Origin of the sequence: Caulobacter sp., assembly GCF_965279145.1 — a bacterium.
Taxonomy (GTDB): domain Bacteria; phylum Pseudomonadota; class Alphaproteobacteria; order Caulobacterales; family Caulobacteraceae; genus Caulobacter.
Genome location: NZ_OZ257139.1, coordinates 1,666,181 through 1,685,000 on the forward strand (window position 1 = coordinate 1,666,181; position 18,820 = coordinate 1,685,000).

16 protein-coding genes and 1 riboswitch are annotated in these 18,820 nt (G+C 67.4%); of the genes, 14 read left to right on the top strand and 2 right to left on the bottom strand.

Going from position 1 to position 18,820, the window contains the following annotated elements; translation table 11 throughout:
- The 12 genes from nusA (at nt 1) to pnp (ending at nt 12,804) form a co-directional block, all read left to right on the top strand.
- Complete coding sequence (gene nusA, locus ACQY9P_RS07805; protein WP_421739816.1) at nt 1–1,686, top strand: transcription termination factor NusA; 1,686 nt, start codon at nt 1–3, stop codon at nt 1,684–1,686.
- A 54-nt stretch (nt 1,687–1,740) separates the two neighbouring features.
- Nucleotides 1,741–2,433: an RNA-binding protein gene (locus ACQY9P_RS07810; RefSeq protein WP_421739815.1), complete on the top strand. Its 693-nt coding sequence runs from the start codon at nt 1,741–1,743 to the stop codon at nt 2,431–2,433.
- Between the two features lie 200 nt (nt 2,434–2,633).
- The gene (gene infB / locus ACQY9P_RS07815) at nt 2,634–5,738 is read left to right on the top strand and encodes a translation initiation factor IF-2 (protein ID WP_421739814.1); all 3,105 of its coding nucleotides are present in this window, start codon (nt 2,634–2,636) and stop codon (nt 5,736–5,738) included.
- A 129-nt stretch (nt 5,739–5,867) separates the two neighbouring features.
- The gene (locus ACQY9P_RS07820; protein WP_421739813.1) at nt 5,868–6,056 is read left to right on the top strand and encodes a hypothetical protein; all 189 of its coding nucleotides are present in this window, start codon (nt 5,868–5,870) and stop codon (nt 6,054–6,056) included.
- A 77-nt stretch (nt 6,057–6,133) separates the two neighbouring features.
- Complete coding sequence (locus ACQY9P_RS07825) at nt 6,134–6,547, top strand: type II toxin-antitoxin system VapC family toxin (RefSeq protein ID WP_421739812.1); 414 nt, start codon at nt 6,134–6,136, stop codon at nt 6,545–6,547.
- A 45-nt stretch (nt 6,548–6,592) separates the two neighbouring features.
- A complete protein-coding gene (locus ACQY9P_RS07830; protein ID WP_421739811.1) occupies nt 6,593–7,105 on the top strand; it encodes a DUF2939 domain-containing protein in 513 nt (170 codons plus the stop codon).
- On the top strand, nt 7,102–7,665 hold the full coding sequence (locus ACQY9P_RS07835) for a hypothetical protein (RefSeq protein WP_421739810.1): 564 nt from the start codon (nt 7,102–7,104) through the stop codon (nt 7,663–7,665). The genes ACQY9P_RS07830 and ACQY9P_RS07835 overlap by 4 nt, the downstream gene beginning before the upstream one ends.
- Before the next feature lie 66 nt (nt 7,666–7,731).
- Complete coding sequence (locus ACQY9P_RS07840; protein WP_421739809.1) at nt 7,732–8,520, top strand: dienelactone hydrolase family protein; 789 nt, start codon at nt 7,732–7,734, stop codon at nt 8,518–8,520.
- A gap of 182 nt (nt 8,521–8,702) precedes the next feature.
- Complete coding sequence (gene rbfA, locus ACQY9P_RS07845) at nt 8,703–9,200, top strand: 30S ribosome-binding factor RbfA (RefSeq protein WP_421739808.1); 498 nt, start codon at nt 8,703–8,705, stop codon at nt 9,198–9,200.
- 2 nt (nt 9,201–9,202) lie between these two features.
- Nucleotides 9,203–10,135, top strand: a complete 933-nt coding sequence (truB, locus tag ACQY9P_RS07850) for a tRNA pseudouridine(55) synthase TruB (RefSeq protein ID WP_421739807.1) — start codon at nt 9,203–9,205, stop codon at nt 10,133–10,135.
- 14 nt (nt 10,136–10,149) lie between these two features.
- A complete protein-coding gene (gene rpsO / locus ACQY9P_RS07855) occupies nt 10,150–10,419 on the top strand; it encodes a 30S ribosomal protein S15 (protein WP_421739806.1) in 270 nt (89 codons plus the stop codon).
- 246 nt (nt 10,420–10,665) lie between these two features.
- Nucleotides 10,666–12,804 (top strand): polyribonucleotide nucleotidyltransferase, encoded by a 2,139-nt coding sequence (gene pnp / locus ACQY9P_RS07860; RefSeq protein ID WP_421739805.1) that lies wholly within the window; start codon nt 10,666–10,668, stop codon nt 12,802–12,804.
- A gap of 1,109 nt (nt 12,805–13,913) precedes the next feature.
- Here pnp and ACQY9P_RS07865 read toward each other — a convergent pair.
- Nucleotides 13,914–14,627 carry a ribonuclease T2 gene (locus tag ACQY9P_RS07865; RefSeq protein WP_421739804.1) on the bottom strand — a complete coding sequence of 238 codons (714 nt, stop codon included), beginning with the start codon at nt 14,625–14,627 and terminating at the stop codon, nt 13,914–13,916.
- 63 nt (nt 14,628–14,690) lie between these two features.
- A complete protein-coding gene (locus ACQY9P_RS07870; protein ID WP_421739803.1) occupies nt 14,691–15,323 on the bottom strand; it encodes a LysE family translocator in 633 nt (210 codons plus the stop codon).
- 21 nt (nt 15,324–15,344) lie between these two features.
- Nucleotides 15,345–15,426, bottom strand: a riboswitch (ZMP/ZTP riboswitch).
- Nucleotides 15,427–15,626: 200 nt separating this feature from the next.
- Between ACQY9P_RS07870 and ACQY9P_RS07875 the strand changes: the two genes are divergently transcribed.
- Both ACQY9P_RS07875 and ACQY9P_RS07880 read left to right on the top strand, forming a co-directional pair.
- Nucleotides 15,627–17,981, top strand: a complete 2,355-nt coding sequence (locus ACQY9P_RS07875) for a TonB-dependent receptor (RefSeq protein WP_421739802.1) — start codon at nt 15,627–15,629, stop codon at nt 17,979–17,981.
- Nucleotides 17,982–18,070: 89 nt separating this feature from the next.
- On the top strand, nt 18,071–18,754 hold the full coding sequence (locus ACQY9P_RS07880) for a Fe2+-dependent dioxygenase (RefSeq protein WP_421739801.1): 684 nt from the start codon (nt 18,071–18,073) through the stop codon (nt 18,752–18,754).
- Nucleotides 18,755–18,820: the final 66 nt, after the last annotated feature.

The following is an 18,820-nucleotide window of genomic DNA, read 5'->3' on the forward strand; positions in this document are numbered from 1 at the left end:
ATGGCCATCGGCATTTCCGCCAACCGGCTCGAGCTGCTGCAGATCGCTGACGCGGTCGCGCGCGAAAAAGGCATCGAGAAGGAAGTCGTCATCGAGGCGATCGAGGACGCCCTGCAGAAGGCGGCCCGCGCCCGTTACGGCGCCGAGCACGACATCCGGGTGAAGATCGATCCGCGCACCGGCGAGACCAGCCAGAAGCGGATCATCACCGTGGTCGGCGACGATCAGGAGATCGAGGGCGAGATCGGCCAGGTCCAGCTGTCGATCGCCAAGCGCACCTGGCGCGACGCCGAAATCGGCAAGGTCTATGAAGAAGACCTGCCGCCGTTCGAGATCGGCCGCGTCCAGACGCAGATGGCCCGCCAGGTCGTCATGCACAAGGTTCGCGAAGCCGAGCGCGAGCGCCAGTACGACGAGTACAAGGATCGCGCCGGCGAGATCGTCAACGGCAGCGTCAAGCGCGTCGAATACGGCAATGTCATCGTCGACCTGGGCCGCGGCGAGGGCATCATGCGCCGCGACCAGTCGATCCCGCGCGAGAACTTCAACGTCGGCGACCGCATCCGCGCCTACATCTACGACGTCCGTCGCGAGACCAAGGGCCCGCAGATCATGCTGTCGCGCGCCCACGGCGGCTTCATGGCCAAGCTGTTCGCGCAGGAAGTGCCGGAAGTCTATGACGGCGTCATCGAGATCCGCGCCGTCGCCCGCGATCCGGGTTCGCGCGCCAAGATGGCCGTGATCTCCAACGACGGTTCGATCGACCCCGTCGGCGCCTGCGTCGGCATGCGCGGTTCGCGCGTGCAGGCGGTGGTGGCCGAGCTGCAGGGCGAAAAGATCGACATCATCCAGTGGTCCGAGGACGAGGCGACCTTCATCGTCAACGCCCTGGCCCCGGCCGAAGTCTCCAAGGTCGTCATGGACGAGGAAGACGAGCGCGTCGAAGTCGTGGTGCCCGATGAGCAGCTGTCGCTGGCCATCGGCCGTCGCGGCCAGAACGTCCGCTTGGCCTCGCAGCTGACCGGCTGGCAGATCGACATCATGACGGAAAGCCAGGAGAGCGAGCGCCGTCAGAAGCAGTTCACCGAAACCACGGCCCTGTTCCAGGAAGCCCTGGACGTGGACGAGGTCATCGCCCAGCTGCTGGTCACCGAAGGCTTCGCTGCGGTGGAAGACGTCGCCTATGTCGAGCCGCACGAGATCGCGGCCATCGAAGGCTTCGACGACGAGACCGCCGAGGAACTGCAGGCCCGCGCCCGCGAATTCCTCGACAAGGAAGCCGCCGCCCTGGACGCCAAGCGCGTCGAACTGGGCGTCGAGGACGCCGTGCTCGAGATCGAAGGCGTCACCCTGCCCATGGCCGTGGCCCTGGGCGAAGGCGATGTGAAGACCGTCGAGGATCTGGCCGGCCTGGTGCCCGACGACATGCGCGGCTGGTTCGAGAGCAAGAACGGCGAGCGCGTGCGCGAGCCGGGCATTCTGGAAAGCTTCAACCTGTCGCCGGAAGACGCCGAGGCGCTGATCATGCGCGCCCGGATCGTCATGGGCTGGGTCGAGGCCCCGCCGGAGCCGGAATACGAAGAAGTCGCCTATGAGGAGGGCGAATTCGAAGCCGAGGCCGTGGAAGGCGAGGCTGTCGAAGCCGAAGCCGAAGAGCCGGTCGCCGTCGAAGAGCCGCAGGACTAGGAAACGCTTCGGCCCTCCCGTCCGTCGGGAGGGCCGAGGTCTTTCAAGAGCCGCATGAACCAAGACCCCCTCGATCCTCCGGCTGACATCGACGTTCCCGTCGATCCCAATGCCCCCAAGACCCATGCCGAGGCTTTCCGCCTTCGCAAGGATGTCGTTCTGGGCGAGGCGACCGACGAGACCAAGCTGATCCGCTTCGTCGAGGGGCCGGGCGGGATCGTGGTTCCCGACCTGGCGCGCAAGCTGCCGGGACGCGGGATCTGGGTCGGCGCCGACCGCGACTCCGTGACGCTGGCCGCCAAGAAGGGCCTGTTCTCGCGCTCGGCCAAGACGAAGCTGACCGCGCCGGCCGACCTGGCCGACCAGGTCGAGGCCCTGCTGGCCAAGCGGGTGCTTGACGGCCTGGGCCTTGCGCGGCGCGCCGGAAACATTATCTCGGGGTTCGAGAAAGTCGTCGCCGCGCTGAATTCCGGCAAGACGGCCTGGCTGATCGAGGCGTCCGACGGCGCCGACGATGGTCGCCGAAAGATGCTCACCGCCGTCTACAAGGCCCCGAACACCCCGCGAATTCTGGGGATGTTCACGTCCGATGAATTGGGTTTGGCCTTGGGCGGGGAGAATGTGATACACACGGCGCTTCTTGCCGGGCGTGGCACTGATCGCTGGACTTTAGACGTCGAGCGGTTATCAGGCTTCCGCCCGCTACTCCCTCCGACCTGGTCGGCGAGTTGGCGCGAGGAGCCCTAGGGTCTTTCGATTGAACCGGCGTGGCCGGTCTGATCGCAAGGCTCTAGAATCTTTGAGGTGGAGCGCAACCCTTCGGGTTGGGCCCGTGAGTGAAGGGTCGGGAAACGAGCTTCCTTCGTGGGAGTACGTCCGGGCCCCTTTCTCACATGGAACGAACGGTTTTTGGCCAGGCCTTGTCTGGCGGAAGTACAAGCGAGCGCATGAGCGACGAGAACGATAACGGTCGGCCCGGCACCCCAGGTGGGCGCGCGCCCATCACACTGAAGCCCCGCCAGGGCTCGGTGAGCGCCGGCGTGGTGAAGCAAAGCTTCAGCCACGGCCGCACCAAGACGGTAGTGGTCGAAACCAAGCGGACCCGTCCGCACGCCGCGCCGGCCGGTAATCTGGCCGCGCCGTCCTCGGCCGAGCGCCGTCACACCAACGAGCCGCGTTCGTCCCAATCTTCGGGTGGCGGCAGTTCGGCTGGCGGCCTGTCGCAGGACGAGATGCGCGCTCGCCAGCGCGCCATCGAGGCGGCTCGCGAGAACCAGGACCGTCAGGCGACGCAACGCGCCGCCGACGAAGCCAAGGCTCGGGCCGCTGAAGCCGCCGCGCGCGAGGCCGCCGCCAAGGCCGCCGCCGCCGCGAAGGCCGCCGCTGAACCGCCGCCGACCCCGTCGCCTGTCGCCGCGCCGACCCCGGCTCCCGCGCCCGTCGCTGCGGCTCCCGCCGCGCCGGTCGTTCAGGCCCCCGCCCCGCAAGCGCCTGTCGCGCAGGCTCCGACGCCGGCTCCCGCCGCGCCGCCGGTCGCCGCCGCGCCTGCCGCGCCGCGTGCCGAAGGTCCGCGTCCGGCCGCTCCTGGTGGCCAGACCCGCACCTACGAGCCCAGCCGCGACCGTCGCGACGACCGCTCGTCGACCACCACCTATCGTCCGCCGGCCGGCGAGCGCCCGCCGCAGGGTGATCGTCCGCAAGGCGATCGTCCTCAGGGCGACCGGCCGTTCAACCAGCGCGCCCCGCGCCAGGACGGCCCCTATAATCAACGCGCGCCGCGTCCCGACGCCGCGCCGCGTGGTCCGCGTCCTGAAGGCGCCGGCGGTTTCCGCAACGACCGTCCGCAGGGTGATCGTCCGCAAGGCGACCGTCCCCAGGGCGACCGTCCGACCCAGACCGTCCGCTATTCGGCCCTGGCGCCCCGCCCGGCGCCCGGCGCCCGTCCGGGCCCCGGCGGTCCGCCGCGCGGTCCGCGTCCTGGCGTTCCGGCCGCCGCTCCGGCGACCCCGGAAGTCCAGCGCGCCATGCGTTCGGCCCCGCGTCCCGGCGGCGAAGTCAGCCGCCGGCCCGAGGACGACGATGATCGCCGCAAGGCCGCCGCCCCCGGCAAGGCCGTCTCGCGCGCCAAGGGCGCGCCGGTGCGCCGCGAAGGCCGCCTGACGATCCAGACCGTGGCCGGCGACGGAGACTCCGCCGACCGCATGCGTTCGCTGGCCTCGGTTCGCCGAGCCCGTGAACGTGAAAAGGAAAAGCGTCGCGGCGGTCCCGCTGAAGTTGTTAAGGTCAGCCGCGAAGTGGTCATTCCTGACGTCATCACCGTGCAGGAACTGTCCAACCGGATGGCCGTGCGTGGTGTCGAGATCATCAAGTTCCTGATGCGTCAGGGCGTGATGCTGAAGATCAACGACGTCATCGACAACGATACCGCCGAGCTGGTGGCGACCGAATTTGGTCACACCGTGCGCCGCGTGTCGGAAGCCGACGTCGAAGAAGGCTTCATCGGCGCCGAGGACATCGACGATCACCTGGAGCCCCGGCCCCCGGTCGTCACCGTCATGGGTCACGTCGACCACGGCAAGACCAGCCTGCTGGACGCGCTGCGCAAGGCCGATGTGGCCGGCGGCGAGCACGGCGGCATCACCCAGCATATCGGCGCCTACCAGGTTCGCCTGGAAGGCGGCGAGAAGGTCACCTTCCTCGACACCCCTGGTCACGCGGCCTTCTCGCAAATGCGGGCTCGCGGCGCCAACATCACCGACCTGGTGATCCTGGTGGTGGCCGGCGACGATGGCGTCATGCCGCAGACGGTCGAGGCGATCAAACACGCCCGCGCCGCCAACGTGCCGATCATCGTGGCCGTCAACAAGATGGACAAGCCGGGCTCGGACCCGACCCGCGTGGTCAACGAGCTGCTGCAACACGAGATCGTGGTCGAAAGCCTGGGCGGCGAAACCCAGATCGTCGAAGTCTCGGCCAAGACCGGCCAGGGCCTGGACGAACTGATCGAGCGCATCCTGCTGCAGGCCGAGGTCCTCGACCTGAAGGCCAACCCCGACCGCACCGCCGACGGCGTGGTGATCGAGGCCAAGCTCGACAAGGGTCGCGGCGCGGTCTCCACCGTGCTGGTCAATCGCGGCACGCTGAAGCGCGGCGACATCGTCGTGGCCGGCAGCCAGTTCGGCCGGGTTCGCGCCCTGCTCAACGAGCGTAACGAGCAACTGACCGAAGCTGGTCCGGCCACCCCGGTCGAGATCCTCGGCCTGGACGGCGTTCCTTCGCCCGGCGACACCTTCGCCGTGGTGGAAAACGAAGCCCGCGCTCGCGAGCTGACCGAATATCGTATCCGCCAGAAGCGCGAGAAATCGATGCATCCGGTCGGCGCGGGCGCCACCAGCATGGCCGACATGATGGCCAAGCTGCAGGACAAGAAGTTCCGCGAACTGCCGCTGGTCATCAAGGCCGACGTGCAGGGCTCGGCCGAAGCGATCATCGGGTCGCTGGACGCCATGTCGACCGACGAGGTCCGCGCGCGGATCATCCTGTCGGGCGCCGGGGCGATCAGCGAAAGCGACGTCATGCTGGCCAAGGGCGCCGGCGCGCCGCTCATCGGCTTCAACGTCCGGGCCTCGGCCCAGGCGCGGGCGCTGGCCGAGCGCGAAGGCGTCGAGATCCGTTACTACGCGATCATCTACGACCTGCTGGACGACATCAAAGGCGTGCTCTCGGGCATGTTGGCGCCGATCCAGCGCGAAACCTTCCTGGGCAACGCCGAAGTGCTGCAAGCCTTCGACATCTCCAAGGTCGGCAAGGTCGCCGGTTGCCGCGTCACCGAAGGTGTCGTGCGCAAGGGCGCCAAGGTCCGGATCATCCGTCAGGACATCGTGGTGCTCGAACTGGGCACCCTGCAGACGCTCAAGCGCTTCAAGGACGAGGTCAATGAGGTCCCGTCCGGCCAGGAGTGCGGCATGATGTTCGCCGGCTTCCAGGACATCAAGGTCGGCGACACCATCGAGTGCTTCACCGTCGAGGAGATCAAGCGCCAGCTCGACTAGGGCCGGCCTTGAGATCAAAAACCATCGGAAGGGCGCGGATCGCAAGGTCCGCGCCTTTTTCGTTTGCGGCCGGCGAACTCGACGGAAAAGGCGCGGCGTGGCAAGATAATCGCCTGTTGGAGCCTGGGCATGAACCAGATCACGGTCGGAACATGGGGTGAGGCCATGGCCTCGGGCGGCCTGCGGGACGCCGGGCGCGCTGCGGGCCTGGTCGATGGTGAGCGGGTCGAGATCGAAGCCAAGGACGGCGATATCGTCATTCGCCGCGCCAGGAAAATCCCGCTCAAGGGAAGCCCCGAGGCGATGGCGGCCGCCTAGGCGCTGATCGAAAACGGTCGCGGCGTGACGCTGGGCGATGTGACGATCCGTGAGCTGATCGAAGAGGGCCGGCGCGGGTGATCCTGGTTCTCGACGCCTCAATGACGATTGCGGCGATCTTCGAGGACGAAGCCAATCGGGCGGCCCAGGGTGTTATCCGCATGGTCGGCCGGGAGGGCGCAACCGTCCCGTCTCTCTGGCGGCTCGAAATCGCCAATGTCCTGCGAAATTCGATCAGGCGCGGGCGGTGCGATGTCGCATTCGCGGATCGGGCTCTGCGGCTTCTGTCCGATCTCCCGATCGCCATCGACCTCCATACCGACATTCACGCCTGGGGCGCGACTGTCGAAATCTCCCGCCAGGAAGACCTCACCCTCTACGACGCCGCCTATCTCGAACCGACGGTTCGGCTGGGCGCGACCTTGGCGTCCTGCGACAGGGATCTGGTCGCCGCAGCCCGTCGCAGGGGCCTCGACGTCCTCACCGCCTGACGTATCGGACTGGAATTCGCCCAATTCCGGCGCTACGCCTTCACTATGCGTATCAAAGCCCTCCTCGCCCTGACCGCCGCGACCCTGTCGCTCAGCGCCTGCGCCACCGTCGATCGCCTCGACGCGGCCGGCGATGTTCACACCCTGCTGACGGCGATCCGGGATCGTGACCGCGCGACGTTCGACGCCCATGTCGACCGCCCGGCCCTGAAGGGCGAGATCGAGGCGCGGCTGATGGCCGAGGCCCGCAGCCGCAAGGTCGACGACAAGTGGGCCGCCGTCGCCGCCGTGCTGGCGGGCCCGGCCGCCGACCTGGCCGGCGAGGCCCTGATCCGGCCCGAAACCTTCCGCGCCGCCGCCACCTATTACGGCTACACGCCCGACAAGCCCCTGCCGGGCCGGGTGGCCATCGCCGGTTCCTTGCGCCCCATCGGCAACGGCCGGGTCTGCGCCGCCAAGAAGGACGGCCCCTGCCTGCTGACCTTCACCCGCGAGGGCGACACCTGGCGGCTCAGCGGCTTTGATCCCGAAGCGGCGAACCTGCACTTCAAGCGATGAGGCTGGCGCTTTCGATTGTTCTGGCGGCCGCCACGCTGAGCTCGGCCGCCCACGCCGAACGGCGGATGTTTTCCTACGACCCGATCTCGCCGGACGCCAAGCGGCTGACCGGCGCCGGCCTGACCGTGCTGTTCGAGCAGGGCCTGCTGGGCGTCAAGCCGATCAAGGTGCTGGCCACCGGCGTGCCGGCCCAGGGCCTGCTGATCAAGGGTCGCGAAAAGGATCTGGGGCCCCGGGGCCTCGCCGGTCTGGACGGCGTCGACGCCAAGGCCGATCTCTACGAGGTCGATCCCAAGGCCGAGCAGGGCAAGGTCTATATCCGCGCCTTCTGCCCCGGTGCGACCCGGCTGTGGCTGAGCTTCAGCAACATCGCCCTGCGCCGCGACCTACGCGTCCAGGCCCTGGGCGACGTGCCCGCGAGGGCGGGGGCCGAAGCCCCGGGCCAGACCCGCGTCTGCGGCACCCTGGATTTCAGCTGGCGCGGCGAATGGAAGCTGCCCGGCGGCGCCCGGCCTGATCCGCTGGAAGACTGGACCGACAACCTGAACGGCGTTCGCTAAGGCTTGTTTGCCGGCCCGATGACGGCCAAGCTCCCGCTCAACTAACGGGTAGCGGGCGGAACCACCATGACCAGCGCGCTGGACGGCTTCACACGGTTCGAGTTCGACGACGGCCGCTGGACCCGTGAGGTCTATCGGATCGGCTCGGGGCCGGCGGTGATCGTCATCCACGAGATGCCCGGCCTGCATCCCGGCGTCCTGGCCTTCGCCCGCGACGTGGCGGCGGCGGGCATGACGGTCTTCTGCCCCAGCCTGTTCGGCACGCCCGCCAAGACCGTCAGCCTGGGCTATGCCCTGGGCGAGATCGCCAAGACCCTGTGCGTGCGTCGCGAGTTCACCGCCTGGGCCACCGATCGCTCAAGCCCGATCGTCGACTGGCTGCGGGCCCTGGCGCGTCAGGCGCACAAGGAGTGCGGCGGCAAGGGCGTAGGCGCGGTGGGCATGTGCTTCACCGGCGGCTTTGCTTTGGCGATGATGACCGAGCCGTCGGTGGTGGCGCCGGTGCTGTCGCAGCCCTCATTGCCGTTCGGCAAGACGGGCGCGGGCTCCATCGGCTGTTCGGCCGCCGAGATCAGCTGCGCCCGCACGCGGTTCGAGACCGAGGACCTGTCGCTGCTGGCCCTGAGGTTCAAGTCCGACAAGCTGGTCCCCGACGCCCGCTTCGAGACGCTGAAGCGTGAATTCGGCGACCATGTCGAGACGATCGAACTGGACGACGCCGACGCGGCCAAGGGCGTGCCCATGGCCCCGCACTCGGTGCTGACCCTCCACCTGGACCGCGCCGATCCGCTGGGCCCGACCATGCAGACGCGCGACAAGGTGATCGCGTTCTTCAAGGCGCGGACGGGGGCTTAGTCACGTTCCTTTCCATCCCGTCTCCCCGGCGAAGGCCGGGGAGACGGGGTTTGTCAGGGCGGGCTGATGCTCAGACGCCCGGCACTGGACTTATCCCCCCCACAAGCCTAGACACCGCGCCTTGCATTTTTCCCCGCGCACCGGTGTTCGATCCGCCGGCCGGGACGGAAGGACACCGCGCCATGAAGCGCCATACCGACAAGACCCCCAAGGCGGCGCCCACCGGCCCGTCACAGCGCCAGCTGCGCGCCGGCGAACTGATCCGCCACGCCCTGGTCGACATCCTGCGCCATGAAGACCTGCAGGACCCGGCCCTGACCAATGTCTCGGTGACGGTGACGGAGGTGCGGCTGACCCCGGACCTGCGCCACGCGGTCTGCTTCGTCGAGCCCCTGGGCGCCGGCATCGCGCCGAAGATCGACCGCGAGGCCTCGTCGCCGTCGCGGATCGCCGTCGAGCTGGGCAGCCCCGAGGTGGTGGTCGCCGGCCTCAACCGCGTGGCCAAGTTCCTGCGCGCCCGCCTGGGCAAGACCATCGACATGAAGTTCACGCCCGACCTGAAGTTCATCCACGACAACAGCTTCAACTCGGCCGCCTATATGGACCGCCTGTTCGACAACCCGGTGGTGCAGCAGGACCTGCGCCGCCTGTCCGACGTGGCCGACCAGGACGAAGACTAGGCATGGCCCGTCGCAAGAAGGGCGATCCCGTCTCGGGCTGGCTGTGCCTGGACAAGCCCTATGACCTGACCTCGACCAGCGCCGTCGGCCGCGTGCGCCGCGCGTTCAACGCCCAGAAGGCCGGTCACGCCGGCACGCTGGATCCGCTGGCCACCGGCATCCTGCCCATCGCCCTGGGCGAGGCGACCAAGACGGTTCCGTTCCTGATGGACGCCGACAAGGCCTATCGCTTCACCATCCAGTGGGGACGCAACACCACCACCCTGGACCGCGAGGGCGAGACGACCGCGACCTCCGACGCGCGCCCCACCCGCGAGCAGGTCGAGGCCGTGCTTGGCGCGTTCATCGGCGAGGTCGACCAGATCCCGCCCAACTATTCGGCCATCAAGGTCGACGGCGAGCGCGCCTATGACCTGGCCCGCGACGGGGTCGAGTTCGAGCTGGCGACGCGCAAGGTCAACATCCACAGCCTGCGGGTGGTGGAGGTTCCCGACGTCGATCACGTCGTGCTGGAGATGGAATGCGGCAAGGGCACCTATGTCCGCGCCGTGGTCCGCGACCTCGCGGCCAAGCTCGAAACCTGCGGTCACGTCGATCAGCTGCGCCGCACGCGGGTGGGCCGGTTCACCGAGGATGCGGCGATATCGCTGGAAACTCTTGAGAATTTGAGCTATGAGGCCCGCCTGTCGGAGGCATTGCTTCCGGTCGAGACCGCGCTGGACGACATCCCGGCGCTGGCCGTGACCGATGAAGACGCCTTCCGGCTTGCGCAGGGACGCGCCATCGTTCTGCTCCCAAGGCAGGTTGAAACGCTGAAAGCCGAGCTCACGCCCGGTGATCGAACCGTTTCCGCCATGTCGGGAGAGAAGCTGGTGGCCCTGTGCGAGATGCGCGCCGGAAAGCTCAATCCGGTGCGGGTCTTCCAACTCACCTGAGCGGAGACAACCCGATGTCGATCACTGCCGAGCGCAAGACCGCTCTTATCGCCGAACACGCTCGTTCCGAGGGTGACACCGGCAGCGCCGAAGTCCAGGTCGCGATCCTCTCCGAGCGCATCGCTAACCTGACCGAGCACTTCAAGACCCACAAGAAGGACAACCACAGCCGTCGTGGTCTGTTGATGATGGTTTCCCAGCGTCGCAGCCTCCTCGACCACCTGAAGAAGTCCGATCTGGGCCGTTACACGACCCTCATCGAAAAGCTGGGTCTGCGCCGCTAGTTTTTGGCGCAGTCGGCCGCCTCGCTCACGCGGGGCGGCCGAACGCTTTTCTGGGCTCCCGTTTCAAGACAGGCCGAAACGAGAGTTGCTGCGGATCCGCCTCATGCGGCTCCGAACATGTAAGCCGGAGATCACGATCCCCGGACGCCTGTCGAACTGGATGAGGAATACTCGGGACCGCCATTCGGCCGCCCGCCCCTGTCCGTCCTGAAGGAAATGGGTCCTTCGGAACCGAAAGAAGCAAATATGTTCGAAATCATGCGCAAGACGATCGAGTGGGGCGGCAAGAGCCTGGTCCTCGAAACCGGTCGTATCGCCCGTCAGGCTGACGGCGCCGTTCTGGCCACCATGGGCGAAACCGTCGTCCTGGCCACCGCCGTGTTCGCCAAGAAGGCCAAGCCGGGTCAAGACTTCTTCCCGCTGACCGTCAACTACATCGAGAAGACCTACGCCGCGGGCAAGATCCCGGGCGGCTTCTTCAAGCGCGAAGGTCGTCCGTCGGAAAAGGAAACCCTGGTTTCCCGCCTGATCGACCGTCCGATCCGCCCCCTGTTCGTCAAGGGCTTCAAGAACGAAGTCCAGGTCGTCTGCACCGTGCTGCAGCATGACCTCGAGAACGATCCCGACATCGTCGCCATGGTCGCCGCCTCGGCCGCCCTGGTGATCTCCGGCGCCCCGTTCATGGGCCCGATCGGCGGCTGCCGCGTGGGTTACGTCAACGGCGAATACGTGCTGAACCCGACGCTCGACGAGCTGAAGGAAAGCAAGATGGACCTCGTCGTGGCCGGCACCGCCGAAGCCGTGATGATGGTCGAATCCGAAATCCAGGAGCTCTCGGAAGAGATCGTCCTGGGTGGCGTCAGCTTCGCCCACAAGTCGATGCAGGCCGTGATCAACGGCATCATCGAACTGGCCGAACACGCCGCCAAGGAACCCTTCGACTTCCAGCCGGAAGACACCGACGCCCTGAAGGCCGAAGTGAAGAAGGCCGTCGGCAAGGACCTGGCCGAAGCCTACACCATCCGCGCCAAGGGCGACCGCGTCGCGGCCCTGTCGGCCGCCAAGTCCAAGGCCGTCGACACCTTCGCCAAGAGCGACACCAACCCGGCCGGCATCGATCCGCTGAAGCTGATCTCGGTGTTCAAGGAACTGGAAGCCGACATCGTCCGTCGCTCCATCCTCGACACCGGCATCCGCATCGACGGCCGCACCGTCGACAAGGTCCGTCCGATCCTGGGTGAAGTCGGCATCCTGCCGCGCACCCACGGCTCGGCCCTGTTCACGCGCGGCGAAACGCAAGCCATCGTGGTCGCCACCCTGGGCACCGGCGACGACGAGCAGTTCATCGACGCCCTGGAAGGCACCTACAAGGAATCCTTCCTGCTGCACTACAACTTCCCTCCCTTCTCGGTCGGCGAGACCGGTCGGATGGGCAGCCCCGGCCGCCGCGAAATCGGCCACGGCAAGCTGGCCTGGCGCGCCCTGCGCCCGATGCTGCCGGCCAAGGAAGACTTCCCCTACACCATCCGCCTGGTCTCCGAGATCACCGAGTCGAACGGCTCGTCCTCGATGGCCACGGTCTGCGGCTCCTCGCTGGCCATGATGGACGCGGGCGTTCCGCTGATCCGTCCGGTCTCGGGCATCGCCATGGGCCTGATCCTCGAAAAGGACGGCTTCGCCGTTCTGTCCGACATCCTGGGCGACGAAGATCACCTGGGCGACATGGACTTCAAGGTGGCCGGCACCAGCGAGGGTCTCACCTCGCTGCAGATGGACATCAAGATCGCCGGCATCACCGAAGAGATCATGAAGCAAGCGCTGGCCCAGGCTAAGGGCGGCCGCGAGCACATCCTCAACGAGATGAACAAGGCGATGGATGCGCCTCGTGAAGAAGTCGGCGACTACGCGCCGAAGATCGAAACCATCACCATCCCGACCGACAAGATCCGGGAAGTGATCGGCACCGGCGGCAAGGTGATCCGCGAGATCGTCGCCACCACCGGCGCCAAGGTCGACATCAACGACGAAGGCACGGTCAAGGTTTCGGCCTCGGACGGCGCCAAGATCAAGGCCGCCATCGACTGGATCAAGTCGATCACGCAAGAAGCTGAAGTCGGCGCGATCTATGACGGCAAGGTCGTCAAGGTCGTCGATTTCGGCGCCTTCGTGAACTTCTTCGGCGCCAAGGACGGCCTCGTCCACGTCAGCCAGATCAGCAACGAACGCGTCGCCAAGCCCTCGGACGTGCTGAAGGAAGGCCAGATCGTCAAAGTGAAGCTTCTCGGCTTCGACGATCGCGGCAAGACCAAGCTGTCGATGAAGGTCGTCGACCAGGAAACCGGCGAAGACCTGTCCAAGAAGGAAGCCCCGGCCGAAGAGGCGTAAGCCTTTTCAGCCCGGTCTTTCCGGAATGAACGCAGCGGGCGGCTCCGAAAGGGGCCGCCCGTTTTGCGTTTGGGGTCCTTTCCTTCTCCCCTTGTGGGAGAAGGTGGCCTGCGAAGCAGGTCGGATGAGGGGTTGAAAGTCTTGTCCGGAAAGGGCTGAGAGACCCCTCACCCACCCTCTCCCGCAAGGGGAGAGGGATCGGCGTCATCGAGCATCCAGGCAGTCGCCCGCTGACCTCCAGGGTCGGTGCGATCCTTACATCTCTTGGAGGCTGCAGCGTGCCGAGGCGTACAGGTCTGTCCGCCGACACGGCCCTCCGGGCAGCCGCAGCACGGCGACGCGTGCGCGTCGTCCTTGAGAGACCTGTACGCCTCGGCGATCGTCTCGCCGGGAGATGTAAGGATGGCTCCCTCCGGCGCGGAGGTTTTCCCACGACCTGGCACGCTAAGGCGCGACCCTTCCCCCTCTGATGGGGGAAGGGCAGGGATGGGGGTGACACCGCCGGACGATTTCACGCCGGCCGCGCCATATCCTGAACCTCTGTCACCCCCACCCCCGACCCTTCCCCCATCAAAGGGGGAAGGGAGAAGTCTCGCGTCGGACCCTTATCCCCGCGCCCGCACGGGGATAGCCCCGCCCCGATCCCAACGAATTCAACGGCCTGACCCCGCCTCCCAGCGTCACGATGCAAAATCGACGCAACACCCCCAAAAACGCCCGCATACTTCTCCTCGCTCCATCGCATGGGGAGGGCGTCCAGCTGGCGACCTGACGGGCGGTGGGGGCGGTTGTACGGGTTTAGAGGACAGGGGACGTAAACCTGTCCATCGGAGGAAGGCCAAAGCCTCCGCCCGTCCGAAGGTTCGTTCCGGGTCCTCCGGAATCGGCGAGGCTGCAGCCCAAGGCTGGGTCCGTCGCGAGGGGGAGTGCCCGGATGGGTGCAAAGGGTTGAACGAGACCCGCGCGTGCCGGCCAGAGGGATAACAACCGTGCGGAGCGCTCCGGCCACGGCCGAAACGGTACTCCAACTATCCTCATCCGGGCCTGGCCCGGACGCTCCGCCGCCTCCCCACTCGCCGGTGAAAACCGGCGAGGCCGCGAACCTGTGTCTACCGCCTCTGCGTCACCCGGATGGTCACCGGGTCGGGCGTGCCATTGCCGCCGCGACAGGCGGCCGGCTTGAACTTCAGGTCCAGGCACACCCATACCTCGGTCAGGCGATTGTCCTTGTTGACCCGCACATTCAGCCCCTCGGCCGTCAGGCCGCGATTGCGCGTCAGGAAGGCCTGGCGCACCTGGCCGGCCGTCATCGTCCCGTTGGCGTCCGGCGTCAGGTCCGGCACGTTCAATTTCGAACGCACGGCGCGGGCCTTCCTGAAATAGGCCTCCGGGGTGGGCCAGTCGCAGGTGCCGTGGGCCTGCCACTCGTGCTGCAGCAGCCAGGGCGAGGGGGTCATGCACAGATTGGCCTTCACCGTTTTCAGGCTGATCGGCGGGCTGGGCTTGCAGTAGCGGGGATGGATGCGGTCGGGCCCGTTGGGCCACAGGCCGTGGACGGTGAAGCCGAAGCTGTTGGCCTGGCACTGGATGGCCTTGTCGGACTCCGGGATGTTGGCCCGGCAGGATTCCGGCGACCAGAACAGGGCCAGCAGATAGGCCGCGATCGGCACGTCGGTGTGGATCTGGTCGGCGGGCGGGGTCTCGCTCGGGGCGGGGACCACGTCGGGCGGAACCGCGCAGGCCTTCAGGTCGGCGGCCTGGGCCGCGCCGGCGAGGGACAAGGCGGCGGTGGCGAGCGCGGTCGCGACGATCTTTGACAACATGGAAACGCAACTCCGAAACGGACGGCGATTTGGGTCGCCGCCCGGTCCCGGGTCAAGCGTCGGTTAGCGCCGGGCTTCTGTCGCCATGCGGACCGCCAGGCCGCCCAGCACCGTGGCCATCAGCCAGCGCTGGACCAGCACGAAGCTGGGCCGCGTCGCCAGGAAGCTCGCGATCGTGCCGGCGGCCAGGCAGATGACGCCGTTGATCGTCAGGCTGATGACGATCTGGCTGCCGCCCAGCACCAGCGACTGGCCCATCACGGCGCCGCGATGCGGGTCGATGAACTGCGGCAGCAGCGAAAGATACAGCATGGCCGCCTTGGGATTGAGCAGATTGGTCAGCAGGCCCATGGCCATCAGCCGGGCCGGCGTATCCCGGGGCAGGTCGCGCACCTGGAACGGCGCGGCGCCGCCCGGCCGGATCGCCTGCCAGGCCAGCCACAGGAGATACAGCGCGCCGCCGAACCGCAGGATGTCATAGGCGATGGGCGCGGCCATCAGCAGGGCGGTGATGCCCAGGGCCGCGCACAGCAGATAGATGACAAAGCCCGCCGCCGTGCCGACCAGCGAGACGATGCCGGCCAGTGGTCCCTGGCTGATCGAGCGGCTGACCAGGTACAGCATGTTGGGGCCGGGGGTCAGGGCCATGCCCAGGCAGATGAGGCAGAAGGCGATCCAGGTCTTGGCTTCCGGCATGGGCGCGGCTCCATCGAGAGGTGAGGGCGCCCAGGCGAACGGCTCTGCTGTGGCCCGCGCTCCCCGAGGGTGACCCCTCCAATCGCCAGTCGCGCGCACGGTGGAACGTTACACGGGGGGCTCGGGCCCGTCGAGGACGGGTCGCCGTTCCCTGGTGACCACTGGCCCCCTACGGGCTCCGTCCATCCCTGTCATTTTGAGAATGATTATCATTGCGTCCCGATTGCGGCGCCGCTAAGAACGCTTCGCAATATCAGGACGGGCCGCGATGTACCGCGGCCCTGCTGGGGACAGGATTTTTTCATGCGTAACCCGAAGACCTCTGGCCCGATCGGCGGCATCGTCAGCCGCCCCCATCGCGCCCTCGGCGCCGCCGCCGTCGCCGGCCTGGCCGGCCTCACCCTCGGCGCGGGCCTGGCCCACGCGGCGCCCGGCGCTGAGGACGCCGCCGTGGCGACCGCGCCCGCCGACGCCACCGAAGTGTCGGGCGTCAAGGTCGACGGCAAGAAGGCCACTGACGTCCAGTCGGGCAAATACACCGCGCCGCTGGTCGACACGCCGCGCTCGATCACGGTGATCTCCAGCAAGATCATCGAGCAGACCGCCGCCACCTCGCTGCAGGACATCCTGCGCACCTCGCCGGGCATCACCTTCGGGGCGGGCGAGGGCGGCCAGCCCCTGGCCGACCGTCCGTTCATCCGCGGCCAGGCCTCGGGCAACAACGTCTTCGTCGACGGCATCCGCGACGCCGGCGGCCAGACCCGCGAAGTGTTCAACCTCGAGCAGGTCGAGGTCATCAAGGGTCCGGACTCGGTCTATAGCGGCCGCGGCTCGGGCGGCGGCAGCATCAACCTGGGCAGCAAGTCGCCCAAGCCGACCAATTTCGCGCACGCCTCGCTAGCCGGCGGAACCGATTCCTATGTGCGGGCCACGGCCGACGCCAACTACGCTTTCGCCGACACCGCCGCCTTCCGCCTGAACATCATGGCCACGAAGGGCGACACGCCCGGTCGGGACAGCGTCGATTTCAAGCGCTGGGGCATCGCGCCGTCGCTGGCCTTCGGCATCGGCACGGACACCCAGGTGACGGCCAGCTACTACCACCTCGACACCGACCAGGACCCCGACTACGGCATCCCGTTGGCCAGCAAGCGCACCTGGGGCGTGGCCGGAACCGACAGCAAGACGCGTCCGGCAAGCGGCATTCTGGATGTGTCCCGCGACGCCTATTACGGCGTCGCCTCGCGCGATTTCATGAAGACCAAGGCCGACATCGCCACCCTGGTCTTCAACCACCAGATCAATGACGACTTCTCGGTTCGCCAGGCGGTCCGCTATTCCAAGACCGTAAACGACTACATCGTCACCAATCCCGGCGACGGCGGCGCGGCGCAGTTCGTGGCCGGCGAATGGTGGATGAAGCGCGGCACCAAGGCCCGCTACAATCCGGCCACCACGGTCGCGGCGGTCACCGATCTGACCGGCAAGTTCGACGTCGGCTCGATCGGCAACAGCTTCAATCTCGGCGTCGAGCTGTCGCGGGAAGTCAACGAGAACGCCGGCTACGTGATCTACACGACGGCGGGCTCGGCCTGTCCGACCGGCTTTACCAACACCGCGACGACGGCCGGAATCGGCGACTGCACCCGCCTCTACGCTCCCAACACCGGCGATGCGTGGGCCGGTCTGATCACCCGCGCCCCGGCGGCCAGGACGGTGACCAAGACCGCCGCCGCCTACGCCTTCGACACCCTAACCCTGACCCCCAAGCTGCTGGTCAATCTGGGCGTCCGCTACGACGACTATTCGACCAGCGGCCTGAACGTCAGCAGCACCAGCGCCAACGGCGTGATCACCAGCGTCACCTATACGGGCGTCGCCGAGGCGAACTGGACCTTCTTCAACTACCAGGTCGGCCTGGTCTACAAGCCGACCCCGTCGAGCAGCGTCTACACCTCGTACGCGACCTCCTCGACGCCTCCGGGCATCGCCGGCGGCGACCAGAGCACCTCGGGCTCGGTGGGCACGGGCAATCTGTCCACCACCCAGCTGGAGCCGGAAGACACCACCAGCTACGAAGCCGGCGCCAAGTGGAACCTGTTCGACGACACCCTGGCCCTGTCGGGCGCGGTGTTCCGCACCGAGCGCAAGAACGCCCAGATCCAGACCTCGCCGGGCATCTATGAGCAGGTCGGCGAGACCATGGTCCAGGGCGTCGAACTGGGCGCGTCGGGTAATGTCACGCCCAAGTGGCAGGTGTTCGGCGGCTATACCTATATGGACAGCGAACTGGTGCGCGGCGCCTATACCGGCGTCAACCAGGGCGACCCTCTGGCCAACACGCCCAAGCATACCGCCAGCCTGTTCACGACCTATCGCGTGACCCGCAGGATCGCCCTGGGCGGCGGCGCCTACTATGTGTCGCGCAGCTTCGGCGGCAACCAGGGCGGGGCCGGCGGCGGGGCCAACAAGGTCTATGCCCCGTCCTACACCCGCTACGACGCCTTCGCCTCGTGGGCCGTCAACGACCGGGTCGACCTGCAGCTCAACGTCCAGAACCTGACCGACGAGCGCTACATCCTTCGCACCAACGGCGTGCACCACGCCGATCCGGCGCCGGCGCGCCAGACGATGCTCACCGTCAACGTCAAGTACTGAGACTCCCCTCTCGACCTGACGTTCGCCCCATCCGGCAGGCCCACGCCGGATGGGGCTCTTCCCTTCGCGGGGCCCCGAGTCACCCCCTCATGATGCTGCAGATCCCCGAAGTCCTGACCAAGGCGCAGGTCGCGCAGTGCCGGGCGATCATGGACGCCGCCCCCTGGGCCGATGGCAACATCACCTCGGGCTTCCAGGCCGCCATGGCCAAGAACAACCAGCAGCTGCCGCAGGACGGCGAGGCGGCCAAGGCGGTCGGCGCGATCATCCTGGCGGCCCTGGAGGTCAATCCGCTGTTCGTCTCGGCGGCCCTGCCCCGGACGATCCTGTCGCCGATGTTCAACCGCTATGGCCAGGGCATGGGCTTTGGCGACCACATCGACAACTCGATCCGCCGCGATCCCGTCACCGGCCAGCGCCTGCGCACCGACCTGTCGGCGACGCTGTTCCTGTGCGAACCCGAGGACTATGACGGCGGCGAACTGGTGGTCGACGACCTGTATGGCAGTCACAGCGTGAAGCTGGGCGCCGGCGACCTGATCCTCTACCCCGCCTCCAGCCTGCACCATGTGACGGCGGTGACGCGCGGAACCCGAACGGCCAGCTTCTTCTGGATCCAGAGCCTGGTGCGCGAGGACGCCAAGCGGTCGCTGCTGCTGGACATGGACGTGGCCATCCAGCGCCTGTCGCGGACGGTGGGGGTCGACGATCCGTCGATCCTGGGCCTGACCGGAACCTACCACAATCTGCTGCGCCAGTGGGCGGAGGTCTGAAATATCGCGATTGGCGAACGTTGTTCGATATCGCCAACCATAAGTTTACCCTTGGGGCCGCACGAT

Coding starts and splice junctions, on each gene's coding strand:
- ACQY9P_RS07865 (WP_421739804.1), bottom strand. CDS start 14,627: ATGTTGTCAAAGATCGTCGCGACCGCGCTCGCCACCGCCGCCTTGTCC.
- truB (WP_421739807.1), top strand. CDS start 9,203: ATGGCCCGTCGCAAGAAGGGCGATCCCGTCTCGGGCTGGCTGTGCCTG.
- ACQY9P_RS07880 (WP_421739801.1), top strand. CDS start 18,071: ATGATGCTGCAGATCCCCGAAGTCCTGACCAAGGCGCAGGTCGCGCAG.
- ACQY9P_RS07875 (WP_421739802.1), top strand. CDS start 15,627: ATGCGTAACCCGAAGACCTCTGGCCCGATCGGCGGCATCGTCAGCCGC.
- ACQY9P_RS07870 (WP_421739803.1), bottom strand. CDS start 15,323: ATGCCGGAAGCCAAGACCTGGATCGCCTTCTGCCTCATCTGCCTGGGC.
- pnp (WP_421739805.1), top strand. CDS start 10,666: ATGTTCGAAATCATGCGCAAGACGATCGAGTGGGGCGGCAAGAGCCTG.
- infB (WP_421739814.1), top strand. CDS start 2,634: ATGAGCGACGAGAACGATAACGGTCGGCCCGGCACCCCAGGTGGGCGC.
- ACQY9P_RS07810 (WP_421739815.1), top strand. CDS start 1,741: ATGAACCAAGACCCCCTCGATCCTCCGGCTGACATCGACGTTCCCGTC.
- ACQY9P_RS07820 (WP_421739813.1), top strand. CDS start 5,868: ATGAACCAGATCACGGTCGGAACATGGGGTGAGGCCATGGCCTCGGGC.
- ACQY9P_RS07830 (WP_421739811.1), top strand. CDS start 6,593: ATGCGTATCAAAGCCCTCCTCGCCCTGACCGCCGCGACCCTGTCGCTC.
- ACQY9P_RS07840 (WP_421739809.1), top strand. CDS start 7,732: ATGACCAGCGCGCTGGACGGCTTCACACGGTTCGAGTTCGACGACGGC.
- ACQY9P_RS07835 (WP_421739810.1), top strand. CDS start 7,102: ATGAGGCTGGCGCTTTCGATTGTTCTGGCGGCCGCCACGCTGAGCTCG.
- nusA (WP_421739816.1), top strand. CDS start 1: ATGGCCATCGGCATTTCCGCCAACCGGCTCGAGCTGCTGCAGATCGCT.
- rbfA (WP_421739808.1), top strand. CDS start 8,703: ATGAAGCGCCATACCGACAAGACCCCCAAGGCGGCGCCCACCGGCCCG.
- rpsO (WP_421739806.1), top strand. CDS start 10,150: ATGTCGATCACTGCCGAGCGCAAGACCGCTCTTATCGCCGAACACGCT.